Origin of the sequence: Achromobacter agilis, assembly GCF_900496965.1 — a bacterium.
Lineage (GTDB): Bacteria > Pseudomonadota > Gammaproteobacteria > Burkholderiales > Burkholderiaceae_B > Achromobacter > Achromobacter agilis.
On record NZ_UFQB01000008.1, the window covers coordinates 1 to 24,399 of the forward strand.

The window sequence follows — 24,399 nt, forward strand, 5'->3', positions numbered from 1 at the left end:
CGGCACCGGCGCGGACGCCGCAACGGCGGCGGGTTCGGGCGCCGCGGCCGGTGCGGCGGCCGCCGGAGCGGCTTCGCGGGCAATGCTCAACTGGTCGCCATCGACAATGAAGCAGCACACGGCTTCGATATCGTCCGGCGTGCAGGTGCTGTCCATCCAGACGGTCAAGGCGCCGTCCGCGCGTTCACTGGCCGTGACCGTGCCCAGATTGCCCATTTCCTCGAGCAGGGACGCCGCATCCTTGTCGGACACCTTGGTGATCCGCACGCGCAGCGGCACGCTGCCCGCGTCCGCGGGAGCCGCTTGCGGGGCGGGCTGCGTAGCGGCCGGCTGCACGGGCGCGGGCGCCGGAGCGGCGGCCGCCACGGCGGGAGCGGGAGCCGGCGCCGGAACCGGCGCCGGCGTTGCCGCGGCGGGATCCTTATGCTCCAGCGCAAGCTGCCTCAACACGGCGCAAATACGCTCAAACACGGCTTCATCGGGCTCTTCGGAGGCCCGGTAGGCATCCAGCTGGCTTTTGAGCACGTCTTTCGTTTCCAAGAAAATATCAATCATGTCCGTACGCAGCGCCATTTCGCCGCGACGGATCGCATCCAGGAGGTTCTCAAGCAGGTGGGTCGTGCCCGCCAGCTGCGTAAAGCAGCCGAACGTCGCGGCGCCGCCTTTGATCGAATGGGCCGCACGGAAGATGGCGTTGAGCTGTTCGATGTCGGGCGCGCCCACATCCAGCTCAAGCAGCAATTGCTCCATCTGCGCGAGCAGCTCGTCCGCCTCGTCGAAAAAGGTCTCGTAAAACTGACTGAGGTCCAAACCAGAACTCATGACCCGTACGCCTTCATAAATGAACCTGCTTACGCGCCGGCCTGCTCGTCGAGCAGTTCGGACGCCAATTCGACCAGCACATCGGGGTCTACCGGCTTGGACAGCCACCCGCAAACGCCCAGGTCCCGGGCTGCCATCTTGCTGTCCACGTCGTCTTCGGTGGTCAGCACCAGCACCGGCACGTCCAGGTACTGGTCTTCTTCGCGCAGCCCCTGGATCAGCTCCAGGCCGCCCATGACCGGCATGTTCCAGTCGCTCACCACCAGGTCCACCGGGTGGCGCTTGGCCATCTCCAGCGCTTCCTGGCCGTTGCCGGCCGTCAAGACCGTCCATCCCGCGCCTGTCAACGTGGCCTGGACGATCATCCGCATCGTCGCCGAGTCGTCCGCCACCAGAATCGTTGCCGCCATTGCTATCGAACCCCTTCGGCTGGCGGGTTGCTCTCCGCTTCGCCTGGTTTGGTTGCCGTCGTGGCCTGGACCGCCCCCTGGGCCGCGTCCACTGCCGTTCCCACCTCCCGGGCGTCCTTGGCGGTCACGTCCGCGGCGGCGGCGTTCTCGCTTTCGATGCGCCGCTGGGTGCTCTGATTGAGCACCACGAGGCTGATACGCCTATTAACGGCTGCATACGGATCATCTTTAACCAGACTCATGCTGGAAGACAGCCCCTGGATGCGCATGACCTTGCTTTCGTTCATGCCGCCGGCCACCAGTTCCTGGCGCGAGGCGTTCGCGCGGTCCGCGGAAAGCTCCCAGTTGCTGTAGGCGCGCTCGCCGCGCGCATACTGCGAGGCGTCGGTGTGGCCCGAAATGCTGACCTTGTTGGGCAGCTCATTCAGAACCGGCCCCAATTCCCGCAGGATGTCGCGCATGTAGGGTTGCACTTCGGCGCGGCCGGTGGCGAACATCGGGCGGTTCTGGTTGTCGATGATCTGGATGCGCAGGCCTTCGGTCGTCAGGTCGATCAGCAGCTGCGGCCGGAAGCTCTTCAGCACCGGGCTGGTTTCGATGACGTTCTCGAGGCGTTTTTTCAGGTTTTCCAGGCGATGCTGCTCGCGGCGCTCGGCGTCGCCCATGGGCTGGGCCTCGACCCGGTTGCCCTGGCCGCGGCGCACGTCGCCGTCGCTGCGCAACGGATCCTGACCGCCGCCGGGCACCGCGCTGGTCTCGGCCGAACTGCTGGGCCCGCCCGTGATGGCGACGCGCAGCGGCATGCGGAAGTACTCCGCGATGCCCTTGAGCTCTTCGCGCGGGACGACGCTGATCAGCCACATGACCAGGAAGAACGCCATCATCGCCGTGATGAAGTCGGCGTAGGCGATCTTCCAGCTTCCCCCGTGGTGCTCGCCGCCCTTGGACTTCTTGCGGCGAATGACCACACGGTGGTTGTTTACCGTGCTCATGGCCCGCTCCGTCAGGCCTTGCCGGTGGCGGCCGACTTGGCTTGCCGGACGTGCTCTTCCAGCTCACCGAAGGTCGGGCGCACGGCCGAGAACAGCACCTTGCGGCCAAATTCCACCGCCAGCTGGGGCGGATAGCCGTTCATGCTGGCAAGCAGCGTGGTCTTGATGCATTCCAGCACCTTCATGGCTTCGTCGCTGCGGCGCTCGATGCGCGAGGCTAGCGGCCCCACGAAACCGTAGGCCAGCAGAATGCCCAGGAAGGTGCCCACCATGGCCTTGGAAATCAGGTCGCCCAGGATCGCGGGGGGCTGGTCCACGGCGGCAAGCGCCTTGATCACGCCCAGCACCGCGGCCACGATGCCGAATGCCGGCAAGCCGTCGGCCATCTGGTGCAACGCCTTCGCGGGGACTTCGCGTTCGTGGCGGTAGGTCTCGATTTCCTCGTCCATGAGCGTCTCGATTTCGAACGAGCTCATGTTGCCGCTGATCATGATGCGCAGGTAGTCCGTAATGAACTCCATGAGTTTCGCGTCTTTGGCGATGCGGGGATACTCGCTGAAAATCGGGCTGGATTCCGGGTCTTCGATGTGCGATTCGATCGCCATCAGGCCCTCGCGGCGCGCCTTGTTCAGCAGCACGTACAGAAGCGCCATCAGCTCCATGTACACGTCCTTGCCGTAGCGCGAGCTTTTCAGCGCGTCGGGCAGCGCCGACTTCACCAGCATCAGCGACTTTTTGCTATTGCTGGCAAGGAAGGCCCCGAAGGCCGCGCCAAAGATCAGCGTCAGCTCGAACGGCTGGTAAAGCGCGCCCAGGTGGCCGCCCAGCGCGATGAAGCTGCCGACGACCGACACGGCCACCACGAGAAAACCGATAACAATCAACACATCAGGCCCCTGCCAACGAAGTCTAAGAATGCCCCCACGCCGCGCCTTCGGCTTGCTGCCCCCCAAGGGGGCTTTTCTGCCTTGGGGCGGCCCGGCGGTAGAAATGCCCCCACGCCGCGCCTTCGGCTTGCTGCCCCCAAGGGGGCTTTTTTTGCCTTGGGGCGGCCCGGCGGCAAAACACCGGCGTCAATGATCCCCTGTTCCCCCCGACCCAAAAAGGCGGGTTACGGGGAGTTTTCCAGGGCTTTTGATGTATTTGGAAACCGCCGGTCAGGGCCGGGCGGCGTTCGCGACGGACGCGGAACGCGTGCTGGCGCGCGCCTTGGCCGCGGCGCGCGTCTTGCCCGCGCGGGGTGGCGGCCGGCAGATCGCGCACACGAAATCCGACTGGGGATCGTGGGCGTGGGCAATGAAATGGCCGCCGCACTGACGGCAGGCGGACAGTTGCAGCATGCCGCTGTCGAAGAACCGCACCAGCATCCAAGCCCGCGTGAAGCTCAGGACGGGTTCGGCCGATTCCGAGGAATCCAGGCCGGCGTTTTCGAGATAGAGGCGGTAAGCGTCGATCGTGGCGCGTATGCCCTTGCTGCTCGTGCGCGTATTCAGGAACGAATACACGTTGTAGAAGAGCGACGAATGGATGTTCGGCAGCCAGGTCATGAACCAGTCAACCGAGAAAGGCAGCATGCCCTTGGGAGGCGAGCAGCCGCGGATCTCACGGTACAGGCGCGCGAGGCGGTCATGGCTGAGGCTGGTTTCAGCTTCCAGCACCTGCAGCCGGGCTCCCAGCGTGATCATGGAACTGGCTAGCAGAATATCGTCCGCTTCCTGGGATACGCTCTTGGAGGCCATTACACGTGTTTCCGAGTGGAATTGATCAGGCCGTCAGGCCAATTCTTCGACAGGTTGCTTGGCCAGCAGGATCGTTGCATGTGCTTGCTGCAGCGCACCACCGAGGACGTCGTGGGTGAGCGCGGACAGCAGGCTGTAGTCGTCGAAGCGGAAGCGGCACAGCAGCGAGCTGGAGCTGGCCAGCTTGACGAGCTGGGCGGGCGAAAGGCGCATCAGGATATCGGCAACTTCGTTGCTGAATCCCAGGCGGAACATGGATGCGGCGTAATCATCGCGGAGCATGCGCTGAGCAAGTAACAAATATGACAAGTTGACTTCACGAATGTCTGCCAGCAATGAATTTTCGACTTGTTGCACGCCCAACTCCCTAGTTCCGATCCCGCCCGCGGGGCTTCGATAAGCAAAATGTTCGGCAATCACGGTTGCCGAAGGTCCAGATACGCCCTGCTTTAATGCGAAATGTATCATTTATTCGCAATTTAAGTAAAATTTACCACAGGTGATGTCATTTTCTATGACTTATATGACAAAACTTTGTTGATATTGCGCAAGTTACCTTTTTAGATACACATTGACATATAAATTTCTCACAAAATTTACGTCAATTAGGAAAACAAGCAATCAAAACATTGCGTTCTTCGGGGAATGAAACGGATTCCATTGCCCACAATGGCACCTTGCCGATCACTCAACTCTGTCCGCTTTAGCTTCCGCGCGTTTGTCGACAATGTCGCAAATTGACAACATTCGACAACGCGTCTTGATGGACCCCGCCCGACATTCCGCAATGCTCCACGCAGAAGACAGCTTGGTCGAATATGCCCCGCTAGTGCGGAAGCTGGCCCTGCAATTGCTCGCCAGGCTACCGGCCAGCGTAGAACTCGACGACCTGATACAGGCCGGCATGATCGGCCTGCTCGATGCCGTCCGCCGTTACCAGGAAACCGCCGACGCCCAATTCGAGACGTACGCCACGACCCGTATCCGTGGCGCGATGCTGGACGAGCTGCGCGGCCAGGACTGGCTGCCGCGCAGCGTCCGGGCCAAGGCACGCAAGATCGAGCAGGCCATCCAGCACCTGGAGCAGCGCCTGATGCGCGCCCCCTCCGAAGCCGAGATCGCGCAACAACTCGACATCCCTCTGGGCGAATACCAGACCCTGCTGCATGACGCCCAAGGCGTGCAGATCGTCCACTACGAAGATTTCACGACCGAACCCGACGCCATCACGGGCCAGGCCGACTGGTCGGCCACCCTGAGCTACGGCTCGGCCGACGGCAATCCGCTGGACTCCCTCCTGGCCGGCGACTTCCGCCAGGCGCTGATCCACGCCATCGACGCCCTCCCCGACCGCGAAAAGCTGCTGCTGTCGCTGTGCTACGAGCAAGGCCTGAACCTGAAGGAAATCGGCGCCATCATGAACGTGACCGAAGCGCGCGTCTGCCAGCTGCGCTCCCAGGCCACGGCCCGCATCCGCGCCAAGCTGAAGGAACAGGCCTGGCAGGAACTGCCCCGGGAAGGGCAGATCGCGCAGGTGATTTAGTCCTATAGATGGACTTCCCGTCCGTGTCTGACACCCCACGCACCGACCGTCAAGCTGCGCAACGGCTCCCGGGTGTCTGACACCAGCGCCTCTGATGCCTCTCTCTATAAGAGGCATCAGAGGCGCCCCGACAAAGACGCCAAACCGCGAAAGCCGCCCTCATATCCGCCGCCGGCCGGACACTACAAAAATTTCGACTTCCGCAAAATTGCCCTAAAGATTGATTTGAGGCTGCCGTAATCCTGGCAACGGAGCAATTCGAAGACGCAAGAAAACGAATTTTTCCCGTTACACCGATGGGCGGCCTCGCTGCCCAGTTTGAAGAAGCCTTTCTCTCTTGGGAGCCTCACATGGCAGTCATCAATACCAACTATCTGTCGATGGTTGCGCAAAACAACCTGAACAAGTCGCAATCGTCGCTGGGCACCGCCATCGAGCGCCTGTCCTCGGGCCTGCGCATCAACAGCGCCAAGGACGACGCCGCCGGCCAAGCCATCGCCAACCGCTTCACCGCCAACGTTAACGGCCTGACGCAAGCTGCTCGCAACGCCAACGACGGCATCTCGATCGCCCAGACGACCGAAGGCGCGCTGAACGAAATCAACAACAACCTGCAGCGTATTCGTCAGCTGACCGTTCAAGCCTCGACCGGCACGAACTCTGACAGCGACCTGGCCTCCATTCAAGCGGAAGTTCAACAGCGCCTGGACGAAATCACCCGGGTCTCTGAACAAACGCAATTCAACGGTGTAAAGGTTCTGGCGAAGAACGACACGTTGAAGATTCAGGTTGGCGCCAATGACAATGAAGTCATTTCGATCAACCTCAAGCAAATTGATGCCCAAACGCTCGGTTTGGCCGACCTGACGTTGACTAAGCCTTTTGACGCGACCAACGTCGGCGCAACCGCCGTGACCGAGGGTCGTGTGGGCGCGGCAGTGAACATCACCGCAGCCGCTGATACGAACGCCGCTCCGCTGGATGCTGAAGGTGTTTTCGCGCTGAAGGATGGTAGTGGCTACGTCGTGAAAGCAAACGACGGGAAATACTACGCCGGTACCGTTTCCACTGGCACGGGCGATGCGACGGTCGCATGGGACTCCACTGGCGGCACTAACGAAGTTGCCGCTACCGATGTAGACACTTCCGCGCCGGTCACTCGGGTCAAGGAAGAAGTTTCCTTCACCCTGCCCACCACCGGCGCCCCTGCAGGGCTGGAAGTTCGCGCAGTCACTGGCGACGACAAACGCTCGTATGTCTTGACGGATACCGCCGGGAAATTCTACGAAGCCAAGTTTGACAAGGATGGCAATGTTAGCGTTGGTGTTGAACTCAGCACCAAGCTGGAAACGATTGACCCTCTCGCCGCTATTGATCAGGCTCTCTCTGACGTCGACAATCTGCGCAGCGACCTGGGCGCCGTTCAGAACCGCTTCGAATCGACCGTTGCTAACCTGAACAACACGATCAACAACCTGTCGGCCGCCCGTTCGCGCATCGAAGACGCCGACTACGCCACGGAAGTGTCGAACATGACCAAGGCGCAGATCCTGCAACAGGCTGGCACCTCGGTTCTGGCGCAAGCCAACCAAGTGCCGCAAACCGTTCTGTCGCTGCTGCGTTAATCACGCCGCAACGCCTGACGGTAGCGCAGGCGCGGGCCTGATCGGTCCGCCCTGCGATCCGCGGAGCCGGGATATCCCCGGCGCTCAACACAAGCCGGCGCCTGCCGGCTTGTGTCTTTTCAGATCGATCCAGTTTCAATCCGCTCATCGCCCCAAGGGCAGGTAGCCCGGCGACAAGCGCCATGACCGACCGGCGGACGCAAGTCTCTCGTGCCCATACCCCCTCGCTCGCGCCCAACCGGTGCCCGCACTACGATGTCACTACCTCACCGGCGCTTTCTTCGCGCGACACATACTCGGCGAGCCGCCTCGTGGAAATGGTCTGGCCTGCTTGGCTTGTTGCCGCTGTTGACGGCTCTGGCTTTGATCCCGCCCTTATTGCTGATCTGGTTTCATCTCGCTGATCTGCACTTCCTGCAGATAATGCCATTGTCGGTCGGCGGGGCCGCCAGCCTGGGAACGGTGCTGCTCTTTGGTCTGGTCATGCTTACATTCACGGCGCTGTGCTTGGTCCTGCCGTCCTTGCTCATCGCGCTGGCAGTCGCCCCTTATGGGCAGGGAAACGTCCCCAGGGCGGTAGCAATCGCCTGGGCCGCAACCAGCGGAGTACTTGTTGTCGTGTGGTTCATTTCCGCGCACAGACCGAACTTCTACTCCGCCTTCATGTTCTGGCCAACACATCTTGCCGCTGGCGTCTTCATCGGGATATGTACGCTTTGTGCCGCCTACCCGCGTCGCAATGATGGCCGTGCACGCTCGACGGGAACTGTGGCCGCCGCCCTGTTGAAAAGTCCGTTGATCGTGGGTTTTAGCGCCGGTTTATGCGGGTTGATCGCGTTTTCGACGTTGATACTCACCATCAGGTTTCTGGCTCAGGACTTTCTTGTCGGACCGCTTCCCGGTTGGGGGAAAACAGCGCTTCCGCTACTGATCGCTTTCGTTGTTTCGCTCGGTCCCGGCTTGGTCTATGTATGGGCCAACCGAATGGGATCCGCAGGCATGAACAAATCGGAACTGGCGGTGCTGATGCTAATGGCCACGTTCGTCATGTTCATGATCTCTTACTCGGCATGGCGGGAGGTTCGGCACCAGACCTTGGTCGCATCAGGCATAGTCGGCAACCCCACAAGCCCGCAACTGCATCGACTGCCTGACAGCTGGAACAAGCAGGACGAACAAATAGTGGCCGATGCATTCGCACCCAAACACTGCAAACTCAGCTCGAAGCGACATCCGGCCGGCGACTCCCCTCCTACGCGATGGATATGCGGCTATCAGAACTTCTCGTTCGGGCGGGCCAGGTTGATCTGCAACCATCCCTACGTGGATGCGAACCTCCAGTTCACAAACGAAAACCTGACCTGTGTCCTGTATATCGACAACGCACTGGCCAGCCTGGTCATCTTGCCTCCCCCGGGTCCCGCCAAGCCGGCGGAAAAGGCGATGAAGGCACCGCCCGCCGAGGGCTCGTCCCGATCGAGAAAAGACGAACCAAGGCCATGCGGCGGTTTTATGCGTCTGTTCGCGATTTCAATTGAGACCCAATTGCCTCATAATTACCACCGTACGATTTTGTATCTATAGTTTTCATAACATGACCGCGACGCCCCCAGATCCACTCGCTACGCAGCACAGCAGCATCACGGATCCAGACTCTCAGGCGCCGATGGATGAGCAGACTTTGCGTCTGCGTGAAGAAAACCGCGCCCTGCGCGAATTGCTGGCCGCGCAGGCACAGGCCGCGCTTCCCGTCCAGGAACCCGGGCTGCTGCGGCGGCTGTGCTGGTGGCTGATTTCGGCGCCCGGCGCGGCGCTGGTGGGCTGGCGCAGCCTGCTGGGCCGCGACGAGGCGCGGCCAATCACTGGCAAGCGCGTGGGCTACGCGACATTGACCGTGCTCTATACGCTGGCGATCTACGGCGCGCTGGTGCTGCTGGTGGTGTCGTGGAACTCTCCGAACACGCCGCGTACCGGCTCCGCGGCGGCAGGGCCGGTGCGGGTGCCGCTGAAGCCGCTTCCGGACAGCGGCATCGATGCCCCTGCTCCCGAAGCGAGCCCTGCGCCCGCGCCTTCCATCGAGCCCGGGACGGACGGGGGGGCCGAGCCCGAACCAGAACCCGTTTCAAGCGAGGCGCGGTTGCCCGTGCCTGCTGCGGCGTCTGCCCTTCCAATCATGCATTCGAGCGAGCATGCCGCCGCCCCGGCGTCGCCCGCGCTTGCCCTGGAACCGCCGGCGACGCCGTATTCCACCTTGCGCATGACGGAGATTCCGGCGCAGGACCCACTGGCCTGGCTGGATGCGCTCAGGGGCGAATTGGCGCTGTGCGCGGAACTGGGCTTTTTCGAGCGGCCGGATTGCGCCTGGGCCGCCCGCCGGCAGTACTGCGAACCCAATCGGGCATGGGGAATGGTCAAGGAATGCCCGCACCGGCCTTGAGTGGTGGCCGTAGGGCGCACCGGCGGCCTGTTGGGTGTCAGACACCCGGGAATGGCCGTTTCAGCATGTCATGACGTCTCGTACGGGTGTCAGACACACCGCGATGAGACGCCTGGACGGGCCCCTCGGGTGGAGCCGCTGGCGCCTTGGTGCGCCTGTTCTGGTGTCTGACACCCGTACGAGACGGACATCAAGCTACGGCGATGTCAGTGGGTGTCTGACACCCGCGCACAAGGATGCTGAAAACATCCCTACCGGCCTCCACGCACTGCGCTGAACGCCTATCGTGGCCTATGTTCAGACCACGCTCGCACAATCATGGCCAGGCTTCCCCGCATTCTCATCGCGCATCAATCCCACCATGTCGTGCAGCGCGGTCATCGGCGGCAGGTCGTTTTCGATGGCCCGGATGACTATCGCGCGTATCTACGCGATTTGCAGACCTACCGCGTGGCGCTGGGTGTGGCGCTTCATGCATGGTGCCTGATGCCCAACCACGTGCATCTGCTGCTGACGCCGGGTGACGATCCTCGGACGGTCTCGATGCTGATGCAGCGCGTGGCAGGGCGGGCGACGCGGCGCTGGAATGCCCGGCGGGATGCCGGCGGATCCCTGTGGGAGACGCGCTTCAGGTCGCGGGTCATAGACAGCGAGCGATATGCGCTTGAGTGCTGCCGCTACATCGAGATGAATCCCGTGCGGGCCGGTTTGACCAGTTCCGCTTCGGATTACCCATGGACCAGCTACCGGGCGCGGATGGGGCTGGCCTGCGGCGAGAGACTGGATTTTCATCCTCTGTACCTGGAGATGGGCGCGGATCAGGCGGCCAGGCGGAAGGCTTATGGGGAGTGGTGCCGGCATGCGGAGTGAAAGCGCTTGATTGGGGCGGCCGTGGCATCGCCGTGGTGTCTGACACCTGGGAGGAAGCGATGCAGCTTGCCAGGGCGTCACTTAGGGTGTCAGACACTGGGTAGGCGGCGACATCGCCGCGGCTTGCGCAACGAATGCTTTGCATCAAACCGTAAGACTGCGCAATAATGCTGCGACCCGGTTTGTGCCGGGCTTTACGCATTGGGAATGCCTGAACATGGATGCTTCGATCAGCAATACCGTCAATACCGCCCTGGCCTTGCAGGACGTGAATCTCAATCAGGAGATCCAGGCCCGCGTGCTGAAGAAGGCCTTGAACGCGCAGGCGGATACCGCGCTGACGCTGATGCAGTCACTGCCCGTGCTGGCCGTGGACGCCACGCTGGGTTCGCGGATCGACACCCACGCCTGATCGCGCAGCGACACGCCCACACCCGATCCCGGGTCGACGCACCCTCGCCTAATCGCGGATCGAGACACACGCGCCGGATCGCGAATCGACACACCCACGCCTGATCACGGATCGACGCCCGCGCCTGATCGCGTGCGACGCGCCTTCCAGAATACTGCGGCGCTCCAGGCCACCTTCTCGGCTTGCTGCTGGTCGCAAGCGTTGCAGTCGGTGCCGCGCAATTCGGCGGCCAAAAAAAAGCGCCGGTCCCTGAACGGGGCCGGCGCTTTTTTGCGTCAGGCGACAGGCCGCCTGGCGTTTACTTCTTCTTCATCGGAGGCAGGTCCGTGCAGACGCCTTCCGCCACTTCCGCGGCCATGCCCACCGATTCGCCCAGGGTCGGGTGCGGGTGGATGGTCTTGGCGATGTCGACGACGTCGGCGCCCATTTCCACGGCCAGGCACAGTTCGCTGATCAGGTCGCCGGCGTGGGTGCCCACGATGCCGCCGCCCAGGATGCGATGCGTTTCCGCGTCGAAGATCAGCTTGGTGAAGCCCTCGTCGCGGCCGTTGGCGATGGCGCGGCCGGAGGCGGCCCAGGGGAACACGCCCTTCTCGATCTTGACGCCCTGCTTCTTGGCTTCGTCTTCGGTCAGGCCGACCCACGCCACTTCCGGATCGGTGTAGGCCACCGACGGAATAACGCGAGCATCGAAGAACGACTTCTGGCCCGCCGCGGCTTCCGCGGCCACGTGGCCTTCATGCACCGCCTTGTGCGCCAGCATGGGCTGACCGACGATGTCGCCAATGGCGAAGATGTGCGGCACGTTGGTGCGCATCTGGCGATCGACCTCGATGAAGCCGCGGTCGGTCACGGCGATGCCTGCGCGGTCGGCGCCAATCTTCTTGCCGTTGGGGCTGCGGCCCACGGCCTGCAGCACCAGGTCGTAGCGCTGGGGTTCCTTGGGAGCGCCCTCGCCTTCGAAGCTGACGTAGATGCCGTCCTTCTTGGCTTCGGCGCCCACCGTCTTGGTCTTCAACATGATGTTGTCGAAGCGGCCGGCGTTCTTCTTCTGCCAGACCTTGACCAGGTCGCGGTCGGCGCCCTGCATCAGGCCGTCCAGCATTTCCACGACGTCCAGGCGCGCGCCCAGCGTCGAGTACACCGTGCCCATTTCCAGGCCGATGATGCCGCCGCCGATGATCAGCATCTTTTTGGGGATTTCACGCAGCAGCAAGGCGCCGGTGGAATCGACGATGCGATCGTCCTGGGGCAGGAACGGCAGCTTCACCGACTGGCTGCCAGCGGCGATGATGGCCTGCTTGAAGCGAATGGTCTGGGTCTTGCCATCGGCCGCCTTGACCGTCAGGTGGTTGGGGTCGGCGAATTCGCCCACGCCATGCACCACGGTGACCTTGCGAGCCTTGGCCATGCCGGCCAGGCCGCCGGTCAGCTTGGCGACCACGCTGTCCTTGTAGCCGCGCAGCTTGTCCAGGTCGATCTTGGGTTCGCCGAAGCTGATGCCGTGGGCAACCAGCTCGCGGGCCTCGTCGATGATGGCGGCGTTGTGCAGCAGCGCCTTGGACGGAATGCAGCCCACGTTCAGGCAGACGCCGCCCAGGGTGTCGTAGCGTTCGACCAGGACCACGGACAGGCCCAGGTCGGCGGCGCGGAAGGCGGCGGAATAACCGCCGGGGCCGGCGCCCAGGACCAGCACGTCGCACTCGGCATCCGCCGAACCCTTGTAGCTCGATGCGGCAGGGGCCGGGGCCGCTGCGGCAGCAGGCGCCGCGGCCGGAGCCGCAGCCTTGGGCGCTTCCTTGGCAGCCGGCGCGGGGGCCGCATCGGCGGCCGCTTCCACTTCCAGCACGACAGCGCCCTCGGCGACCTTGTCGCCGACCTTGACGCTGATGGACTTCACCACGCCGCCTTGCGAGGCTGGGATTTCCATCGAGGCCTTGTCGGACTCGACCGTGATCAGGCTTTGTTCGGCCTTGATCGTATCGCCCACGGCAACCAGCACCTCGATGACTTCCACTTCCTTGAAGTCGCCGATGTCCGGCACTTTGATTTGAACGGTATTGCTCATAGGGCTCCCCGTTTACAGCGCGATGCGGCGGAAGTCGGCCAGCAAGGCGCCCAGATAGGCGTTGAAGCGGGCAGCGGCGGCGCCGTCGATGACGCGGTGGTCATAGGACAACGACAGCGGCACGATCAGGCGCGGCACGAATTGCTTGCCGTCCCACACGGGCTTGTGCGAGGAACGCGACACGCCCAGGATGGCCACTTCAGGCGCATTGATGATCGGCGTGAACGAGGTGCCGCCGATGCCGCCCAGGGACGAAATCGAGAAGCAGCCGCCCTGCATGTCAGCGGGCGAGATCTTGCCTTCGCGGGCCTTCTTGGACAGGTCGGTCATTTCCTGGGCGATCTGCAGGATGCCCTTCTTGTCGGCATCGCGGATCACCGGCACCACCAGCCCGTTGGGCGTGTCGGCGGCGAAGCCGATGTGGTAGTACTGCTTGAGCACCAGGTTGTCGCCGTCCAGCGAGGCGTTGAACTCGGGGAACTTCTTCAGGGCCGCGACGACGGCCTTGATCAGGAAGGCCAGCATCGTGACCTTGATGCCCGACTTCTCGTTTTCCTTGTTCAGCGTCACGCGCAGCGCTTCCAGGTCCGTGATGTCCGCTTCGTCGTTGTTGGTGACGTGCGGGATCATGACCCAGTTGCGGTGCAGGTTCGCGCCGGAGATCTTCTTGATGCGCGACAGCGGCTTGGCTTCGATCGGACCGAACTTGGTGAAGTCGATCTTCGGCCACGGCAACAGGCCCAGCGCGGCGCCATCGGCCGAGCCGCCCGCGGCGGCCACCGGGCCGGCGGCCAGCGCCTGCTTGACGAAACCGCGCACGTCGTCGGCGGTAATGCGATCCTTGGGGCCCGAGCCCTTGACCTTGCTGAGGTTCACGCCCAGTTCGCGCGCGAACTTGCGCACCGACGGCGAAGCGTGCGGGAGCTGGCCCGGCTTCAGGTCGGCATCTTCGAGCGCGGCGGCCGGCGCCGGACGCTGCGCAGGCGCGGCGGGAGCCGGAGCAGCCTCGGCCTTGGCGGCCGGAGCGGGAGCGGCTGCTTCGGCCTTGGCCGCGGGAGCCTGCGCGGCGGCGGGGGCCGAACCCTCGACGACGACCACGACGGAGCCCTTGGCAACCTTGTCGCCAATCTTGACCTTCACTTCCTTGACGACGCCGCCCTGCGAAGCGGGGATCTCCATCGAGGCCTTATCGGACTCGACAGTGATCAGGCTCTGCTCGGCCTTGATCGTGTCGCCCACCTTGACCATGACCTCGATGACTTCAACTTCCTTGAAGTCGCCGATGTCCGGCACCTGGATGTCGACCGGGCCGGTGCTGGCCGCGGGCGCCGCGGCTTCAGCCTTCGGCGCTGCTGTGGCGGCAGCCTTGGGCGCTTCGGCGGCGGCCTTGGGAGCCTCCTTGGCAGCCGGTGCGGCGGCCGCGTCGGCAGCTTCCACTTCCAGCACGACGGCGCCCTCGGCGACCTTGTCGCCGACCTTGATGCTGATGGACTTCACCACGCCACCCTGCGAAGCCGGGATTTCCATCGAAGCCTTGTCGGATTCAACGGTAATCAGGCTCTGCTCGGCCTTGATCGTGTCGCCCACCGCCACCAGCACTTCGATGACTTCCACTTCCTTGAAGTCGCCGATGTCGGGAACCTTGATTTGCACGATGTTGCTCATGTCTCTTTACCCTCAGGCGTGTTGCGGGTTGGCTTTGTTCACGTTGATGCCGTACTTCTTGATGGCTTCGGCAACCTTGGTGGCCGGCACCTTGCCTTCGTCGGCCAGCGCGCGCAGCGCGGCGACGACGACGAAGTGGCGGTCAACTTCGAAGTGCTCGCGCAGCTTCGAACGGAAGTCCGAACGGCCGAAACCGTCGGTGCCCAGCACCTTGTATTCGCGGCCCTTGGGCACGAACGGACGGATCTGGTCGGCAAAGAGCTTCATGTAATCGGTCGACGCGATGATCGGGCCTTCCGTCTTGGCCAGCTGCTCCGTGACGTAAGCCACCTGCGGCTTCTTCTCTTCGGGGTGCAGCATGTTGTGGCGCTCGACATCCAGGCCGTTGCGGCGCAGTTCGGTAAAGCTGGTGACGCTCCACAGGTCCGAGGCCACGCCCCAATCGGCTTCCAGCAGTTCCTGGGCGGCCATGACTTCGCGCAGGATCGTGCCCGAGCCCATCAGCTGGACGCGGTTCTTGCCCTTGCCGTGCGACTTCAGCTTGTACATGCCGCGGATGATGCCTTCCTCGTCGCCCTTGGTCAGACCGGGCTGCGGGTAGTTTTCGTTCATCACCGTCAGGTAGTAGTAGACGTTTTCCTGGTCTTCCACCATGCGCTTGAGGCCATGCTGGATGATCACGGCCAGCTCGTGGCCGAACGTCGGATCGTACGAGACGCAGTTCGGGATGGTCGAGGCCAGGATGTGGCTGTGGCCGTCTTCGTGCTGCAGGCCTTCGCCGTTGAGCGTGGTGCGCCCGGCGGTGCCGCCCAGCAGGAAGCCGCGGGCCTGCATGTCACCGGCCGCCCAGGCCAGGTCGCCGATACGCTGGAACCCGAACATCGAGTAGTAGATGAAGAACGGGATCATGATGCGGTTGTTCGAGGAGTACGACGTGGCCGCCGCAATCCAGGAACTCATCGCGCCCGCTTCGTTGATGCCTTCCTGCAGGAGCTGGCCGTCGGCCGCTTCCTTGTAGTACATGACCTGGTCCTTGTCGACCGGCGTGTACTTCTGGCCTTCCGGCGCGTAGATGCCGATCTGGCGGAACAGACCTTCCATGCCGAAGGTGCGCGATTCGTCGGCCAGGATCGGCACGACGCGCGGACCCAGGTCCTTGTCGCGCAGGATCTGGTTCAGGACACGCACGAAAGCCTGCGTCGTCGAGATCTCGCGGCCTTCCGCCGTGGGCTCGAGCACGGCCTTGAAGGCGTCCAGCGCCGGGGCCTTGAGCTGCTCGTCGGCCTTCTGGCGGCGGTGCGGCAGATAGCCGCCCAGCGCGGCGCGGCGCTCGTGCAGGTACTTCATTTCGGGCGAATCTTCCGCCGGCTTGAAGTACGGCAGGTCGGCCAGCTTGTCGTCCGGGATGGGGATGCCGAAGCGATCGCGGAATTCGCGGATCGAATCCAGCTCCAGCTTCTTCTGCTGGTGGGTCGGGTTCTTGGCCTGGCCGACGTGGCCCATGCCGTAGCCCTTGATGGTCTTGGCCAGGATCACGGTGGGCTGGCCTTCGTGCTTGGAGGCGGCGTCGAACGCCGCGAACACCTTGTGCGGATCATGGCCGCCGCGGTTCAGGCGCCAGATGTCCTCGTCGCTCATGCGCGACACGGCTTCCAGCAGCTTCGGATGCTTGCCGAAGAAGTGCTCGCGCACGAACTTGCCGTCATTGGCCTTGTACGCCTGGTATTCGCCGTCCACGGTGTCTTCCATGATCTGGCGCAGGATGCCTTCCTTGTCGTGCGCCAGCAGCGGATCCCAGTAGCCGCCCCAGATCAGCTTGATCACGTTCCAGCCCGAACCGCGGAAGTCGCCTTCCAGTTCCTGGATGATCTTGCCGTTGCCGCGCACCGGGCCGTCCAGGCGTTGCAGGTTGCAGTTGATGACGAAGATCAGGTTGTCCAGCTTTTCGCGGGCCGCCAGGGCGATCGCGCCCAGCGATTCCGGCTCGTCCATTTCGCCGTCGCCGCAGAATACCCAGACCTTGCGCTTGCTCGTGTCGGCGATGCCGCGGGCGTGCAGGTACTTCAGGAACCGCGCCTGGTAGATCGCCATCAGCGGGCCCAGACCCATCGACACCGTCGGGAACTGCCAGAAGTCCGGCATCAGCTTCGGGTGCGGGTACGACGACAGGCCCTTGCCGTCCACTTCCTGGCGGAAATGGTTCAGCTGGTCTTCGCTCAGGCGGCCTTCGAGGTAGGCGCGCCCGTACATGCCCGGCGAGGTGTGGCCCTGGAAGTAGACCAGGTCACCGCCGTGGGTGTCGTCTTCGGCGTGCCAGAAGTGGTTCTGGCCGCAGCCGATCATGGTGGCCAGCGAGGCGAACGACGCGATGTGGCCGCCCAGGTCGCCGCCGTCGGCGGGGTTGTGCTTGTTGGCCTTGACCACCATGGCCATGGCGTTCCAGCGCACGTACGAACGGATGCGGGCTTCCAGTTCCAGGTTGCCCGGATGCGCCGGCTCCAGGCCGGGAGGAATGGTATTGACGTACGCGGTGTTCGGCGAGAACGGGATATGGGCGCCGGAACGGCGCGCTTCGTCGATCAGGCGTTCGAGCAGATAGTGGGCGCGCTGCGGTCCTTCACGATCAAGGACTGCCGCCAGGGCTTCGAGCCACTCCTGGGTTTCAAGGGTGTCTTCGTCGTTGGCAGCCTGTACGGCACCAGCCTGGGCGAAAGAGGACATCGTGTGTCTCCTGTTGGGGTTCGTGACCACACCCGCTTATTTATCTACTCGCGGACCTTGCATGGTAGCCGGGATCATCCGGGCTACCATGCAAGGCATGGGTCTGGGTGTTCTATAGACCAGCTAGAGTCTGCTCAGCCGGCATTCTAAGAAAGAAGAGTAACCGGTCGCAAGGAAAATTTCATGTTGCGGTACGGCATTTCATAATGCGGAAAATTGACCACAAGCTGAACGCTTTCGCCTCATACTTTTTAGTATGTCCTCCAAAAGGAGGTGTTGATTCCCGGCAATTCCCTGCCAACACGCACTAAAATGCGCGGTCTATCCGGCCCGAATTCCATGTCCAGCGCGCCCAAGTCCAATATTCCTACGCCGTTCCACGATCACGCCCGCACCCGCCGGCGGGGCGTGTACTGGGTCACGCCAGCGATGGTGCTGATCCTCTATATCTGCGTGATGGCGGTGTTCTTCTGGTTGCAGCGCATCCATGACGACAGCGTCATGTTCGTCACCATCGACCAGGAAATGCGCCAGCAGCGCCTCATCTGGGTGGTGCTGGCCCTGTCCTGCGTGATCGTCATCAGCCTGCTGATGCTGTGGCGGTACACGCGCTTCCGCTCGTCCGCGGAAGCCGCCCTGATCGCCGAGACCGGCTTTCGCCGGGCCATGGAAAACTCCATGTCCACCGGCATGCGCGTGCTCGACATGGAAGGCCGCATCGCCTATGTGAATCCGGCGTTCTGCCGCATGATCGGCTGGAACGAGGCCGACCTGATCGGCCGCAGCCCCCCCTTCCCCTATTGGGTGCCGGGCCGCCACGAACAGCACCAGCACACGCTGGACGTGCTGATGTCCGGCAAGACGCCCAGCAGCGGCCTGGAAGTCGAAGCGCAGCGCCGCGACGGCTCCCGCTTCACGGCGCGCATGTACGTGTCCCCCCTGCTGGACCCCAATGGCAACCAGATCGGCTGGATGACCTCCATGACCGACATCACCGAGCCCAAGCGCATCCGCGAGGCCCTGACCGCCGCGCACGAGCGCTTCATGACGGTGCTGGAAGGCCTGGACGACGCCATTTCGGTTACCGCCGACACCCACGACGGCCTCGAGCTGCTGTTCGCCAATCGCACCTACCGCCGCGTGTTCGGCGCGCAGACAGGCGGCCACGACGAACTCCTGGCCGGCCGCCGCGGCCGTTTCACCGACGAATCCGTAGAGGTCTTCGCACCCTCCGTGCAGCGCTGGTTCGAAGTGCACCACCGCATGCTGGCCTGGACCGACGGCCGCCGCGTGCGCATGCAGGTGGCACGCGACATCACCGAGCGCCGCGTCCACGAAGAAGCCTCCCGCGTGCAGCAGGAGAAGATCCAGCTCACCAGCCGCCTGACCACGATGGGCGAAATGGCCTCGTCGCTGGCGCACGAACTGAACCAGCCGCTGACCGCCATCGCCAACTACAGCATGGGCGCCGTGGCGCTGGTCAAGGCCGGCCACACCAGCCCCAACATGCTGCTGCCCGCCCTGGAAAAGGCCGCGTCGCAGGCCGAGCGCGCGGGCAAGATCATCAGCCGCATCCGCGAATTCGTGAAGCGCAGCGAGCCCCGCCGCCAGCGCGTCGCGATCGGCCGCATCGTGGACAATGCCATCGGTTTCGCCGAGATCGACGCCCGCAAGCGCCGCATCCGCATCGACAGCTTCGTGCCGTCGAACGCGCCGGACGTGCTGGCCGACCCCATCCTGATCGAACAGGTGCTGCTGAACCTGCTCAAGAATGGGCTGGAGGCCATGGAAAAGAGCGAGTCCGACGAGCTCAAGGTCGCGGTGATCCTGCACGACCAGCATATCGAGGTGGCGGTGGTCGACCGCGGCCACGGCCTCGCCGAACCCGAACGCCTGTTCGAACCCTTCTTCAGCACCAAGACCCAGGGCCTGGGCATGGGGCTGAATATCTGCCGTACCATTATTGAATCGCATCACGGCCGCCTGTGGGCAGACCCCAACCCCGCCGGCGGTACCATTTTCCGCTTTACCCTGCCCTGCGCTGCGACCCAGACGCAGGCCCAGAACGATCAGTCCGAGGAGTTGCACGCATGAACACGCCCCACCTGTCGAGCACGGTATTCATTGTTGACGACGACGAAGCGGTACGCGATTCGCTGCGCTGGCTATTGGAGGCCAATGGTTATCGCGTTCGCGCCTATGCCAGCGGCGAATCCTTCCTGGAAGACTATGACGCCAGCCAGGTCGGCGTCCTGATCGCCGACGTCCGCATGCCCGGCATGAGCGGCCTGGAACTGCAGGAACAGCTGATCGCCCGCAATGCCCCGCTGCCCATCGTGTTCATCACCGGCCACGGCGACGTGCCGATGGCCGTGTCGACGATGAAAAAAGGCGCGGTCGATTTCCTGGAAAAGCCGTTCAATGAATCGGATCTGCGCGAAATCGTGGCGCGCATGCTGGAGCAGGCGACGCAGCGCGTCAGCAAGCACCAGGCCCAGAAAGACCACGAAGCCATGCTGGCGCGCCTGACCGCGCGCGAGCAACAGGTGCTGGAGCGCATCGTCGCCGGCCGCTTGAACAAGCAGATCGCCGACGACCTGGGCATCAGCATCAAGACCGTCGAGGCGCACCGCGCCAACATCATGGAAAAACTTGAAGTGACCACCGTAGCCGACTTGATGAAAGTCGCCTTGGCCAAACCCGAGGCACATGCATGACAGCAAGGATTATTGACGGCGCCGCCTTGTCGCAGCGCATCCGCGAAGACGTCGCGCAGCGCGTAGCCGCCCTGGCCGCCAAGGGAACCCGCCCCGGCCTGGCCGTGGTGCTGGTGGGCGAAGACCCCGCCTCCCAGGTGTACGTGCGCAACAAGGTCGCCGCCTGCGAAAAGGCCGGCCTGCACTCCGTGAAGGAGCAGTACCCCGCCGACATGACCGAGGCCGACCTCCTGGCCCGCATCGGCGAACTCAACCGGGACCCGTCCATCCACGGCATCCTGGTGCAGTTGCCCCTGCCCAAGCACATGGACTCCCACAAGGTCATCGAGGCCATCGCGGCCGAGAAGGACGTGGACGGCTTTCACATCAGCAACGCCGGCCTGCTCATGACCGGCCAGCCGCTGTTCCGCCCCTGCACGCCCTACGGCATGATGAAGATGCTGGAATCCGAAGGCGTGGCGCTGCGTGGCGCCGAGGCCGTGATCGTGGGCGCCAGCAATATCGTCGGCAAGCCCATGGCGATGCTGCTGCTGCAGGCGGGCGCCACCATCACCATCTGCAATTCCAAGACGCGCGACCTGGCTGCGCAGACCCGCCGCGCCGACGTGCTGGTGGTCGCCACGGGCAAGCCCGGCATGATCGACGGTTCGATGATCAAGCCCGGCGCCGTCGTCATCGACGTGGGTATCAACCGCGGCGCGGACGGCAAGCTCTGCGGCGACGTGGACTTCGCCTCGGCCAAGGAAGTGGCCGGCGCGATCACGCCCGTTCCGGGCGGCGTGGGCCCAATGACCATCGCCATGCTGCTGGTCAATACCGTCGAAGCGGCCGAACGGGCGGCGGCTTCCTGAAATTGCCGATCTGTGTCCGACACGCCGGGGAGATGTCCGTTGTGTCTGACACCCGAGGAGATGACCGTTGCTTTGCCTGGGCGTTCCGTGGGTGTCTGACACCCGGGAACGATCCTGGCAGCCTGACGGTCATCCCGTAGGGGTGTCAGACACTTGTGTCGAGCCTGCCTCTCCGTGGGTGTCTGACACCCGGGAACGATCCTGACAGCCTGACGGTCGTCCCGTAGGGGTGTCAGACACTTGCGTCGCCACGGTGTCAGACACCTGCTCCACCGCCTTCGCCGGCGCACCTTGCATTCGGGTATTTCGTCCCTACCTGATCTTTATCCATCGCCCGCCCTCATTCACGCCGCTACCGCTATGTCCCAGAACCCCTTGCTTGCCCCTGTTTCCGATCTGGTCGATTACGCGGCCGTCAAGCCCGAACACATCGTGCCCGCGGTCGAAGCACTGCTGGGCATCGCCCGCCAGGCGGTCGACCAAGCTGCCGACGCCGCGCTCGCGCCCACCTGGGAAGCCGTGGTAGAGCCGCTGGATACCGCCTCGGAACGCCTGTGGCGCGCCTGGTCGGTGGCCGGCCACCTGAACGCCGTGGTCAATACGCCGGCGCTGCGCGAGGCCTACAACGCCGCCCTGCCCCTGGTGACCGAATTTTCCACCTGGGTCGGCCTGCACGAAGGCCTGTACAAGCAGTACCAGCGCCTGGCCGCCGCCCCCGATTTCGCCACCTGGACGCCGGTGCGCCGCCGCATCGTGGAAATGGCCCTGCGCGATTTCCGCCTGAGCGGCGTTGAGCTGCAAGGCGCCGACCGCGAACGCTACGCCGCCATTTCCGACCGCGAGGCCCAGGCCTCGCAGAAGTTCTCCGAAAACGTGCTGGATTCGATCGATGCCTGGTCGCTGCTGATCGAGGACGAGTCGCGCCTGGCCGGCATTCCCGCCGACGTGCGGGCCGCCGCCCGCGCCGCCGCCGAGGAAGACGGCAAGCCGGGCTGGAAGCTCACGCTGAAGATGCCCTGCTACCTGCCCGTCATGCAGTACGCCCAGGACCGCGCGCTGCGCGAGGCGCTGTACCGCGGCTACGGCACGGTGGCATCCGAACAGGGCGACGCCAAGTTCGACAATTCCCCCCTGATCGAAGAGCTGCTGGCGCTGCGCGCCGAAGAGTCCGGCCTGCTCGGCCTGGGCACCTTTGCGGCCTTGCGCCTGCAGACCCGCATGGCCCGCGACGCCCAGGAAGTCACCGTATTCCTGCGCGACCTGGCGGCGCGCGCCAAGCCCTTCGCCCAGCGCGACCTGGCCGAGCTGAAAGCCTATGCCGCCGCCGAGCTCGGGCTGGACGAACTGCAGCCCTGGGACGTGCCCTACGCCTCCGAGCGCCTGCGCGAGTCGCGCTACGCCTATTCCGAGGACGAAGTGAAGCAATACTTCACCGAACCGCGCGTGCTGGCGGGGCTGTTCGACGTCATCGAAACCCTGTTCGACGTGCGCCTGGCGGAAACGCCGGTGTCGTCGTGGCATGGCGATGTGCGCGGCGTGCGCGTGGAAAGCCCGGACGGCAAGCTCATCGGCCACCTGTACCTGGACCTGTACGCGCGCTCCGGCAAGCAAAGCGGCGCCTGGGTCGACAGCGAACGCACGCGCCGCGTCGTGGCCGGCAAGGTGCAGACGCCCATCGCCTACCTCACCTGCAACTTCTCGCGCCCCAACGGCGACCGCGCCGCCGTCCTCACGCACGACGACGTCATCACGCTGTTCCATGAAACCGGCCATGCCCTGCATGCCCTGCTGTCCGAGGTGGACGAGCCGGGCGCCGCGGCCTTCGCCAGCGTGGAATGGGACGCCATCGAGCTGCCGTCGCAGTTCATGGAGAACTTCTGCTGGGAATGGGCCGTGGTGCAGAAGCTGTCCGCCCACGTCGACACGGGCGAACCCCTGCCCCGCGCCCTCTACGACCGCCTGCTCGCCGCGCGCAACTATCAGAGCGGCATGCAGACGGTGCGCCAGATCGAATTCGCGCTGTTCGACATGCTGATGCACGATCGCGCCAAGGGCGCCTCCATCGGCGAAGTGCTGGACCTGCTGCAGGAAGTGCGCAAGGAAGTGGCGGTGCTGTTTCCGCCCGCCTGGCACCGCTTCCCGCATGCCTTCTCGCACCTGTTCGCGGGCGGCTACGGCGCCGGCTACTACAGCTACAAATGGGCGGAGGTGCTGTCGGCCGACGCCTATGAAGCGTTCGAGGAAGCGGCCCAGGCCGGCAATGCGCTGGGCACGCTCGATCCCGTCACGGGCGCCCGCTTCCGCCGCGAAGTGCTTGCGGTGGGCGGCTCGCGCCCGGCGGCCGAATCCTTCGCCGCCTTCCGCGGACGCGCGCCGCGCATCGACGCCTTGCTGCGCCATAGCGGCATGACGCCCGCCTGACGCGCCCCTGCGTCGGCATCGGACGGCCCGCCCTGCGCGGGCCGTTCCGCTTTCGGGGCGCGGCTTGCGGGTAGAATCGAAAGGTTTACCCTCCAACCGGCCTTCGGACTCATGCGACACCTCATTTCCGGCCGCGCCTGGCGCGGTCTGCTGCTGGCTTTGTGCGTATTCCTTGCCGCCTGCGGCGACAGGAACGTCGATTGGACGCTCTACAACGTGAAGGGGCACCTGCCCGACCTGAAATTTTCGCTCCCGGGCGCAGGCGGCAAGACGGTCAGCAGCGACGACCTGAAGGGCAAGACCGTGCTGTTGTTCTTCGGCTACGCCAGCTGCCCGGACATCTGCCCCACCACCATGGCGCAGCTGACCGCCGTGCTGCAGAACCTGGGCGACAAGGCCCGCGACGTGCGCATCCTGTTCGTCAGCGTGGATCCGCACCGCGACACGCCCGACATCCTGCAGGCTTACGTCAATGCCTTCAACAACAACGCCATCGGCGTGACCGGCGACGAAAAACAGATCGCCGACCTGGCGCGCCGCTACCGCGTGGCCTACCAGATCGAGAAGCCCCGCCCGGGCGACGACGCGGACATGTACGAGGTCACGCACAGCCGCGGCGTGTACATTTTCGACAAGGACGGCAAGGCGCGCCTGCTGGCCTCGGACACCGACAGCATCGAAGCCCTGACCAAGGACGTGCGCCAGCTCATCGACCTGACCTCCTGAGGCGGCCGGCCGCCGCATACCAGTTGTTACAGCCGGCACGACCGGGGCATGGGTATCATCTGTGCACACTGCCCCTTTTACTCTAGCCAAGGAGTACGCGCATGAGCATCATCATCATGATCATCGTCGGGTTCATCGTGGGCCTGATCGCCCGCGCTGTCATGCCCGGAGACCAGAACATGGGAATCATCATGACCACCATTCTGGGTATCGTCGGCTCCGTGGTCGCCGGTTTCCTGGGCCAGTCCCTGGGCTGGTACGCCCCGGGCGAGCCAGCGGGCTGGATCGGTTCGGTCGTCGGCGCGATCGTCGTGCTGTTCGTGGTTGGCCTGATCGCCAAGAAGCGCGCCTGACACACGCGCCCCAAGGAAAACGCCCCC

Annotated in this window: 21 protein-coding genes; 12 read left to right on the forward strand and 9 right to left on the reverse strand. The window is 64.1% G+C overall.

Annotated features, from left to right (window positions below; translation table 11 throughout):
• From AGI3411_RS11490 to flhD, 6 genes are all read right to left on the reverse strand, one after another.
• Positions 1-822 (reverse strand): Hpt domain-containing protein (locus AGI3411_RS11490; RefSeq protein WP_208748065.1); only part of this gene is annotated, 822 nt, incomplete at its 3' end.
• A 29-nt stretch (positions 823-851) separates the two neighbouring features.
• Positions 852-1,232, reverse strand: coding sequence for a response regulator (locus AGI3411_RS11495; protein WP_129527508.1), 381 nt, complete (start codon positions 1,230-1,232; stop codon positions 852-854).
• 2 nt (positions 1,233-1,234) lie between these two features.
• Positions 1,235-2,224, reverse strand: coding sequence for a flagellar motor protein MotB (gene motB, locus AGI3411_RS11500; RefSeq protein ID WP_129527509.1), 990 nt, complete (start codon positions 2,222-2,224; stop codon positions 1,235-1,237).
• Between the two features lie 11 nt (positions 2,225-2,235).
• The gene (motA, locus tag AGI3411_RS11505; RefSeq protein WP_129527510.1) at positions 2,236-3,111 is read right to left on the reverse strand and encodes a flagellar motor stator protein MotA; all 876 of its coding nucleotides are present in this window, start codon (positions 3,109-3,111) and stop codon (positions 2,236-2,238) included.
• 270 nt (positions 3,112-3,381) lie between these two features.
• Entirely contained in the window at positions 3,382-3,963 is a 582-nt protein-coding gene (gene flhC, locus AGI3411_RS11510) for a flagellar transcriptional regulator FlhC (RefSeq protein WP_129527511.1), read from the reverse strand.
• Between the two features lie 33 nt (positions 3,964-3,996).
• Positions 3,997-4,320, reverse strand: a complete 324-nt coding sequence (flhD, locus tag AGI3411_RS11515) for a flagellar transcriptional regulator FlhD (protein ID WP_006219025.1) — start codon at positions 4,318-4,320, stop codon at positions 3,997-3,999.
• A gap of 430 nt (positions 4,321-4,750) precedes the next feature.
• Here flhD and AGI3411_RS11520 point away from each other — a divergent pair, with 430 nt between their 5' ends.
• The 6 genes from AGI3411_RS11520 (at position 4,751) to AGI3411_RS11545 (ending at position 10,850) form a co-directional block, all read left to right on the forward strand.
• Positions 4,751-5,506, forward strand: a complete 756-nt coding sequence (locus AGI3411_RS11520) for an RNA polymerase sigma factor FliA (protein ID WP_129527512.1) — start codon at positions 4,751-4,753, stop codon at positions 5,504-5,506.
• 350 nt (positions 5,507-5,856) lie between these two features.
• Positions 5,857-7,131 (forward strand): FliC/FljB family flagellin, encoded by a 1,275-nt coding sequence (locus AGI3411_RS11525; RefSeq protein ID WP_129527513.1) that lies wholly within the window; start codon positions 5,857-5,859, stop codon positions 7,129-7,131.
• 336 nt (positions 7,132-7,467) lie between these two features.
• Positions 7,468-8,715 carry a hypothetical protein gene (locus AGI3411_RS11530; RefSeq protein WP_129527514.1) on the forward strand — a complete coding sequence of 416 codons (1,248 nt, stop codon included), beginning with the start codon at positions 7,468-7,470 and terminating at the stop codon, positions 8,713-8,715.
• A gap of 82 nt (positions 8,716-8,797) precedes the next feature.
• Positions 8,798-9,568: a hypothetical protein gene (locus tag AGI3411_RS11535; RefSeq protein WP_244240328.1), complete on the forward strand. Its 771-nt coding sequence runs from the start codon at positions 8,798-8,800 to the stop codon at positions 9,566-9,568.
• Positions 9,569-9,886: 318 nt separating this feature from the next.
• Positions 9,887-10,438 (forward strand): REP-associated tyrosine transposase, encoded by a 552-nt coding sequence (locus AGI3411_RS11540; RefSeq protein WP_129527516.1) that lies wholly within the window; start codon positions 9,887-9,889, stop codon positions 10,436-10,438.
• Positions 10,439-10,655: 217 nt separating this feature from the next.
• The gene (locus AGI3411_RS11545) at positions 10,656-10,850 is read left to right on the forward strand and encodes a YjfB family protein (RefSeq protein ID WP_129527517.1); all 195 of its coding nucleotides are present in this window, start codon (positions 10,656-10,658) and stop codon (positions 10,848-10,850) included.
• 298 nt (positions 10,851-11,148) lie between these two features.
• On the opposite strand, the gene lpdA is transcribed toward AGI3411_RS11545, so the two are convergent.
• The 3 genes from lpdA to aceE are packed head-to-tail and all read right to left on the reverse strand — an operon-like array spanning position 11,149 to position 17,304.
• The gene (lpdA, locus tag AGI3411_RS11550; RefSeq protein WP_129527518.1) at positions 11,149-12,918 is read right to left on the reverse strand and encodes a dihydrolipoyl dehydrogenase; all 1,770 of its coding nucleotides are present in this window, start codon (positions 12,916-12,918) and stop codon (positions 11,149-11,151) included.
• Positions 12,919-12,930: 12 nt separating this feature from the next.
• Positions 12,931-14,583 carry a dihydrolipoyllysine-residue acetyltransferase gene (gene aceF, locus AGI3411_RS11555; RefSeq protein WP_129527519.1) on the reverse strand — a complete coding sequence of 551 codons (1,653 nt, stop codon included), beginning with the start codon at positions 14,581-14,583 and terminating at the stop codon, positions 12,931-12,933.
• A gap of 12 nt (positions 14,584-14,595) precedes the next feature.
• Positions 14,596-17,304, reverse strand: coding sequence for a pyruvate dehydrogenase (acetyl-transferring), homodimeric type (aceE, locus tag AGI3411_RS11560; protein ID WP_129527520.1), 2,709 nt, complete (start codon positions 17,302-17,304; stop codon positions 14,596-14,598).
• A gap of 339 nt (positions 17,305-17,643) precedes the next feature.
• Between aceE and AGI3411_RS11565 the strand changes: the two genes are divergently transcribed.
• The 6 genes from AGI3411_RS11565 (at position 17,644) to AGI3411_RS11590 (ending at position 24,372) form a co-directional block, all read left to right on the forward strand.
• Entirely contained in the window at positions 17,644-19,398 is a 1,755-nt protein-coding gene (locus AGI3411_RS11565; protein ID WP_043545732.1) for a PAS domain-containing sensor histidine kinase, read from the forward strand.
• A complete protein-coding gene (locus tag AGI3411_RS11570; protein ID WP_043545730.1) occupies positions 19,395-20,021 on the forward strand; it encodes a response regulator transcription factor in 627 nt (208 codons plus the stop codon). Before AGI3411_RS11565 ends, AGI3411_RS11570 begins: the two co-directional genes overlap by 4 nt.
• Positions 20,018-20,872, forward strand: a complete 855-nt coding sequence (gene folD / locus AGI3411_RS11575; protein WP_129527521.1) for a bifunctional methylenetetrahydrofolate dehydrogenase/methenyltetrahydrofolate cyclohydrolase FolD — start codon at positions 20,018-20,020, stop codon at positions 20,870-20,872. The genes AGI3411_RS11570 and folD overlap by 4 nt, the downstream gene beginning before the upstream one ends.
• 360 nt (positions 20,873-21,232) lie before the next feature.
• On the forward strand, positions 21,233-23,293 hold the full coding sequence (locus AGI3411_RS11580) for a M3 family metallopeptidase (RefSeq protein WP_129527522.1): 2,061 nt from the start codon (positions 21,233-21,235) through the stop codon (positions 23,291-23,293).
• 111 nt (positions 23,294-23,404) lie between these two features.
• Positions 23,405-24,019, forward strand: coding sequence for an SCO family protein (locus AGI3411_RS11585; protein WP_129245502.1), 615 nt, complete (start codon positions 23,405-23,407; stop codon positions 24,017-24,019).
• A 101-nt stretch (positions 24,020-24,120) separates the two neighbouring features.
• The gene (locus AGI3411_RS11590; protein ID WP_129527523.1) at positions 24,121-24,372 is read left to right on the forward strand and encodes a GlsB/YeaQ/YmgE family stress response membrane protein; all 252 of its coding nucleotides are present in this window, start codon (positions 24,121-24,123) and stop codon (positions 24,370-24,372) included.
• Positions 24,373-24,399 lie beyond the last annotated feature (27 nt).

Coding starts and splice junctions, on each gene's coding strand:
- folD (WP_129527521.1), top strand. CDS start 20,018: ATGACAGCAAGGATTATTGACGGCGCCGCCTTGTCGCAGCGCATCCGC.
- aceE (WP_129527520.1), bottom strand. CDS start 17,304: ATGTCCTCTTTCGCCCAGGCTGGTGCCGTACAGGCTGCCAACGACGAA.
- AGI3411_RS11545 (WP_129527517.1), top strand. CDS start 10,656: ATGGATGCTTCGATCAGCAATACCGTCAATACCGCCCTGGCCTTGCAG.
- AGI3411_RS11585 (WP_129245502.1), top strand. CDS start 23,405: ATGCGACACCTCATTTCCGGCCGCGCCTGGCGCGGTCTGCTGCTGGCT.
- AGI3411_RS11535 (WP_244240328.1), top strand. CDS start 8,798: ATGGATGAGCAGACTTTGCGTCTGCGTGAAGAAAACCGCGCCCTGCGC.
- AGI3411_RS11520 (WP_129527512.1), top strand. CDS start 4,751: ATGCTCCACGCAGAAGACAGCTTGGTCGAATATGCCCCGCTAGTGCGG.
- lpdA (WP_129527518.1), bottom strand. CDS start 12,918: ATGAGCAATACCGTTCAAATCAAAGTGCCGGACATCGGCGACTTCAAG.
- AGI3411_RS11540 (WP_129527516.1), top strand. CDS start 9,887: ATGGCCAGGCTTCCCCGCATTCTCATCGCGCATCAATCCCACCATGTC.
- AGI3411_RS11495 (WP_129527508.1), bottom strand. CDS start 1,232: ATGGCGGCAACGATTCTGGTGGCGGACGACTCGGCGACGATGCGGATG.
- AGI3411_RS11570 (WP_043545730.1), top strand. CDS start 19,395: ATGAACACGCCCCACCTGTCGAGCACGGTATTCATTGTTGACGACGAC.
- AGI3411_RS11580 (WP_129527522.1), top strand. CDS start 21,233: ATGTCCCAGAACCCCTTGCTTGCCCCTGTTTCCGATCTGGTCGATTAC.
- motB (WP_129527509.1), bottom strand. CDS start 2,224: ATGAGCACGGTAAACAACCACCGTGTGGTCATTCGCCGCAAGAAGTCC.
- AGI3411_RS11565 (WP_043545732.1), top strand. CDS start 17,644: ATGTCCAGCGCGCCCAAGTCCAATATTCCTACGCCGTTCCACGATCAC.
- aceF (WP_129527519.1), bottom strand. CDS start 14,583: ATGAGCAACATCGTGCAAATCAAGGTTCCCGACATCGGCGACTTCAAG.
- flhC (WP_129527511.1), bottom strand. CDS start 3,963: ATGGCCTCCAAGAGCGTATCCCAGGAAGCGGACGATATTCTGCTAGCC.
- AGI3411_RS11525 (WP_129527513.1), top strand. CDS start 5,857: ATGGCAGTCATCAATACCAACTATCTGTCGATGGTTGCGCAAAACAAC.
- AGI3411_RS11590 (WP_129527523.1), top strand. CDS start 24,121: ATGAGCATCATCATCATGATCATCGTCGGGTTCATCGTGGGCCTGATC.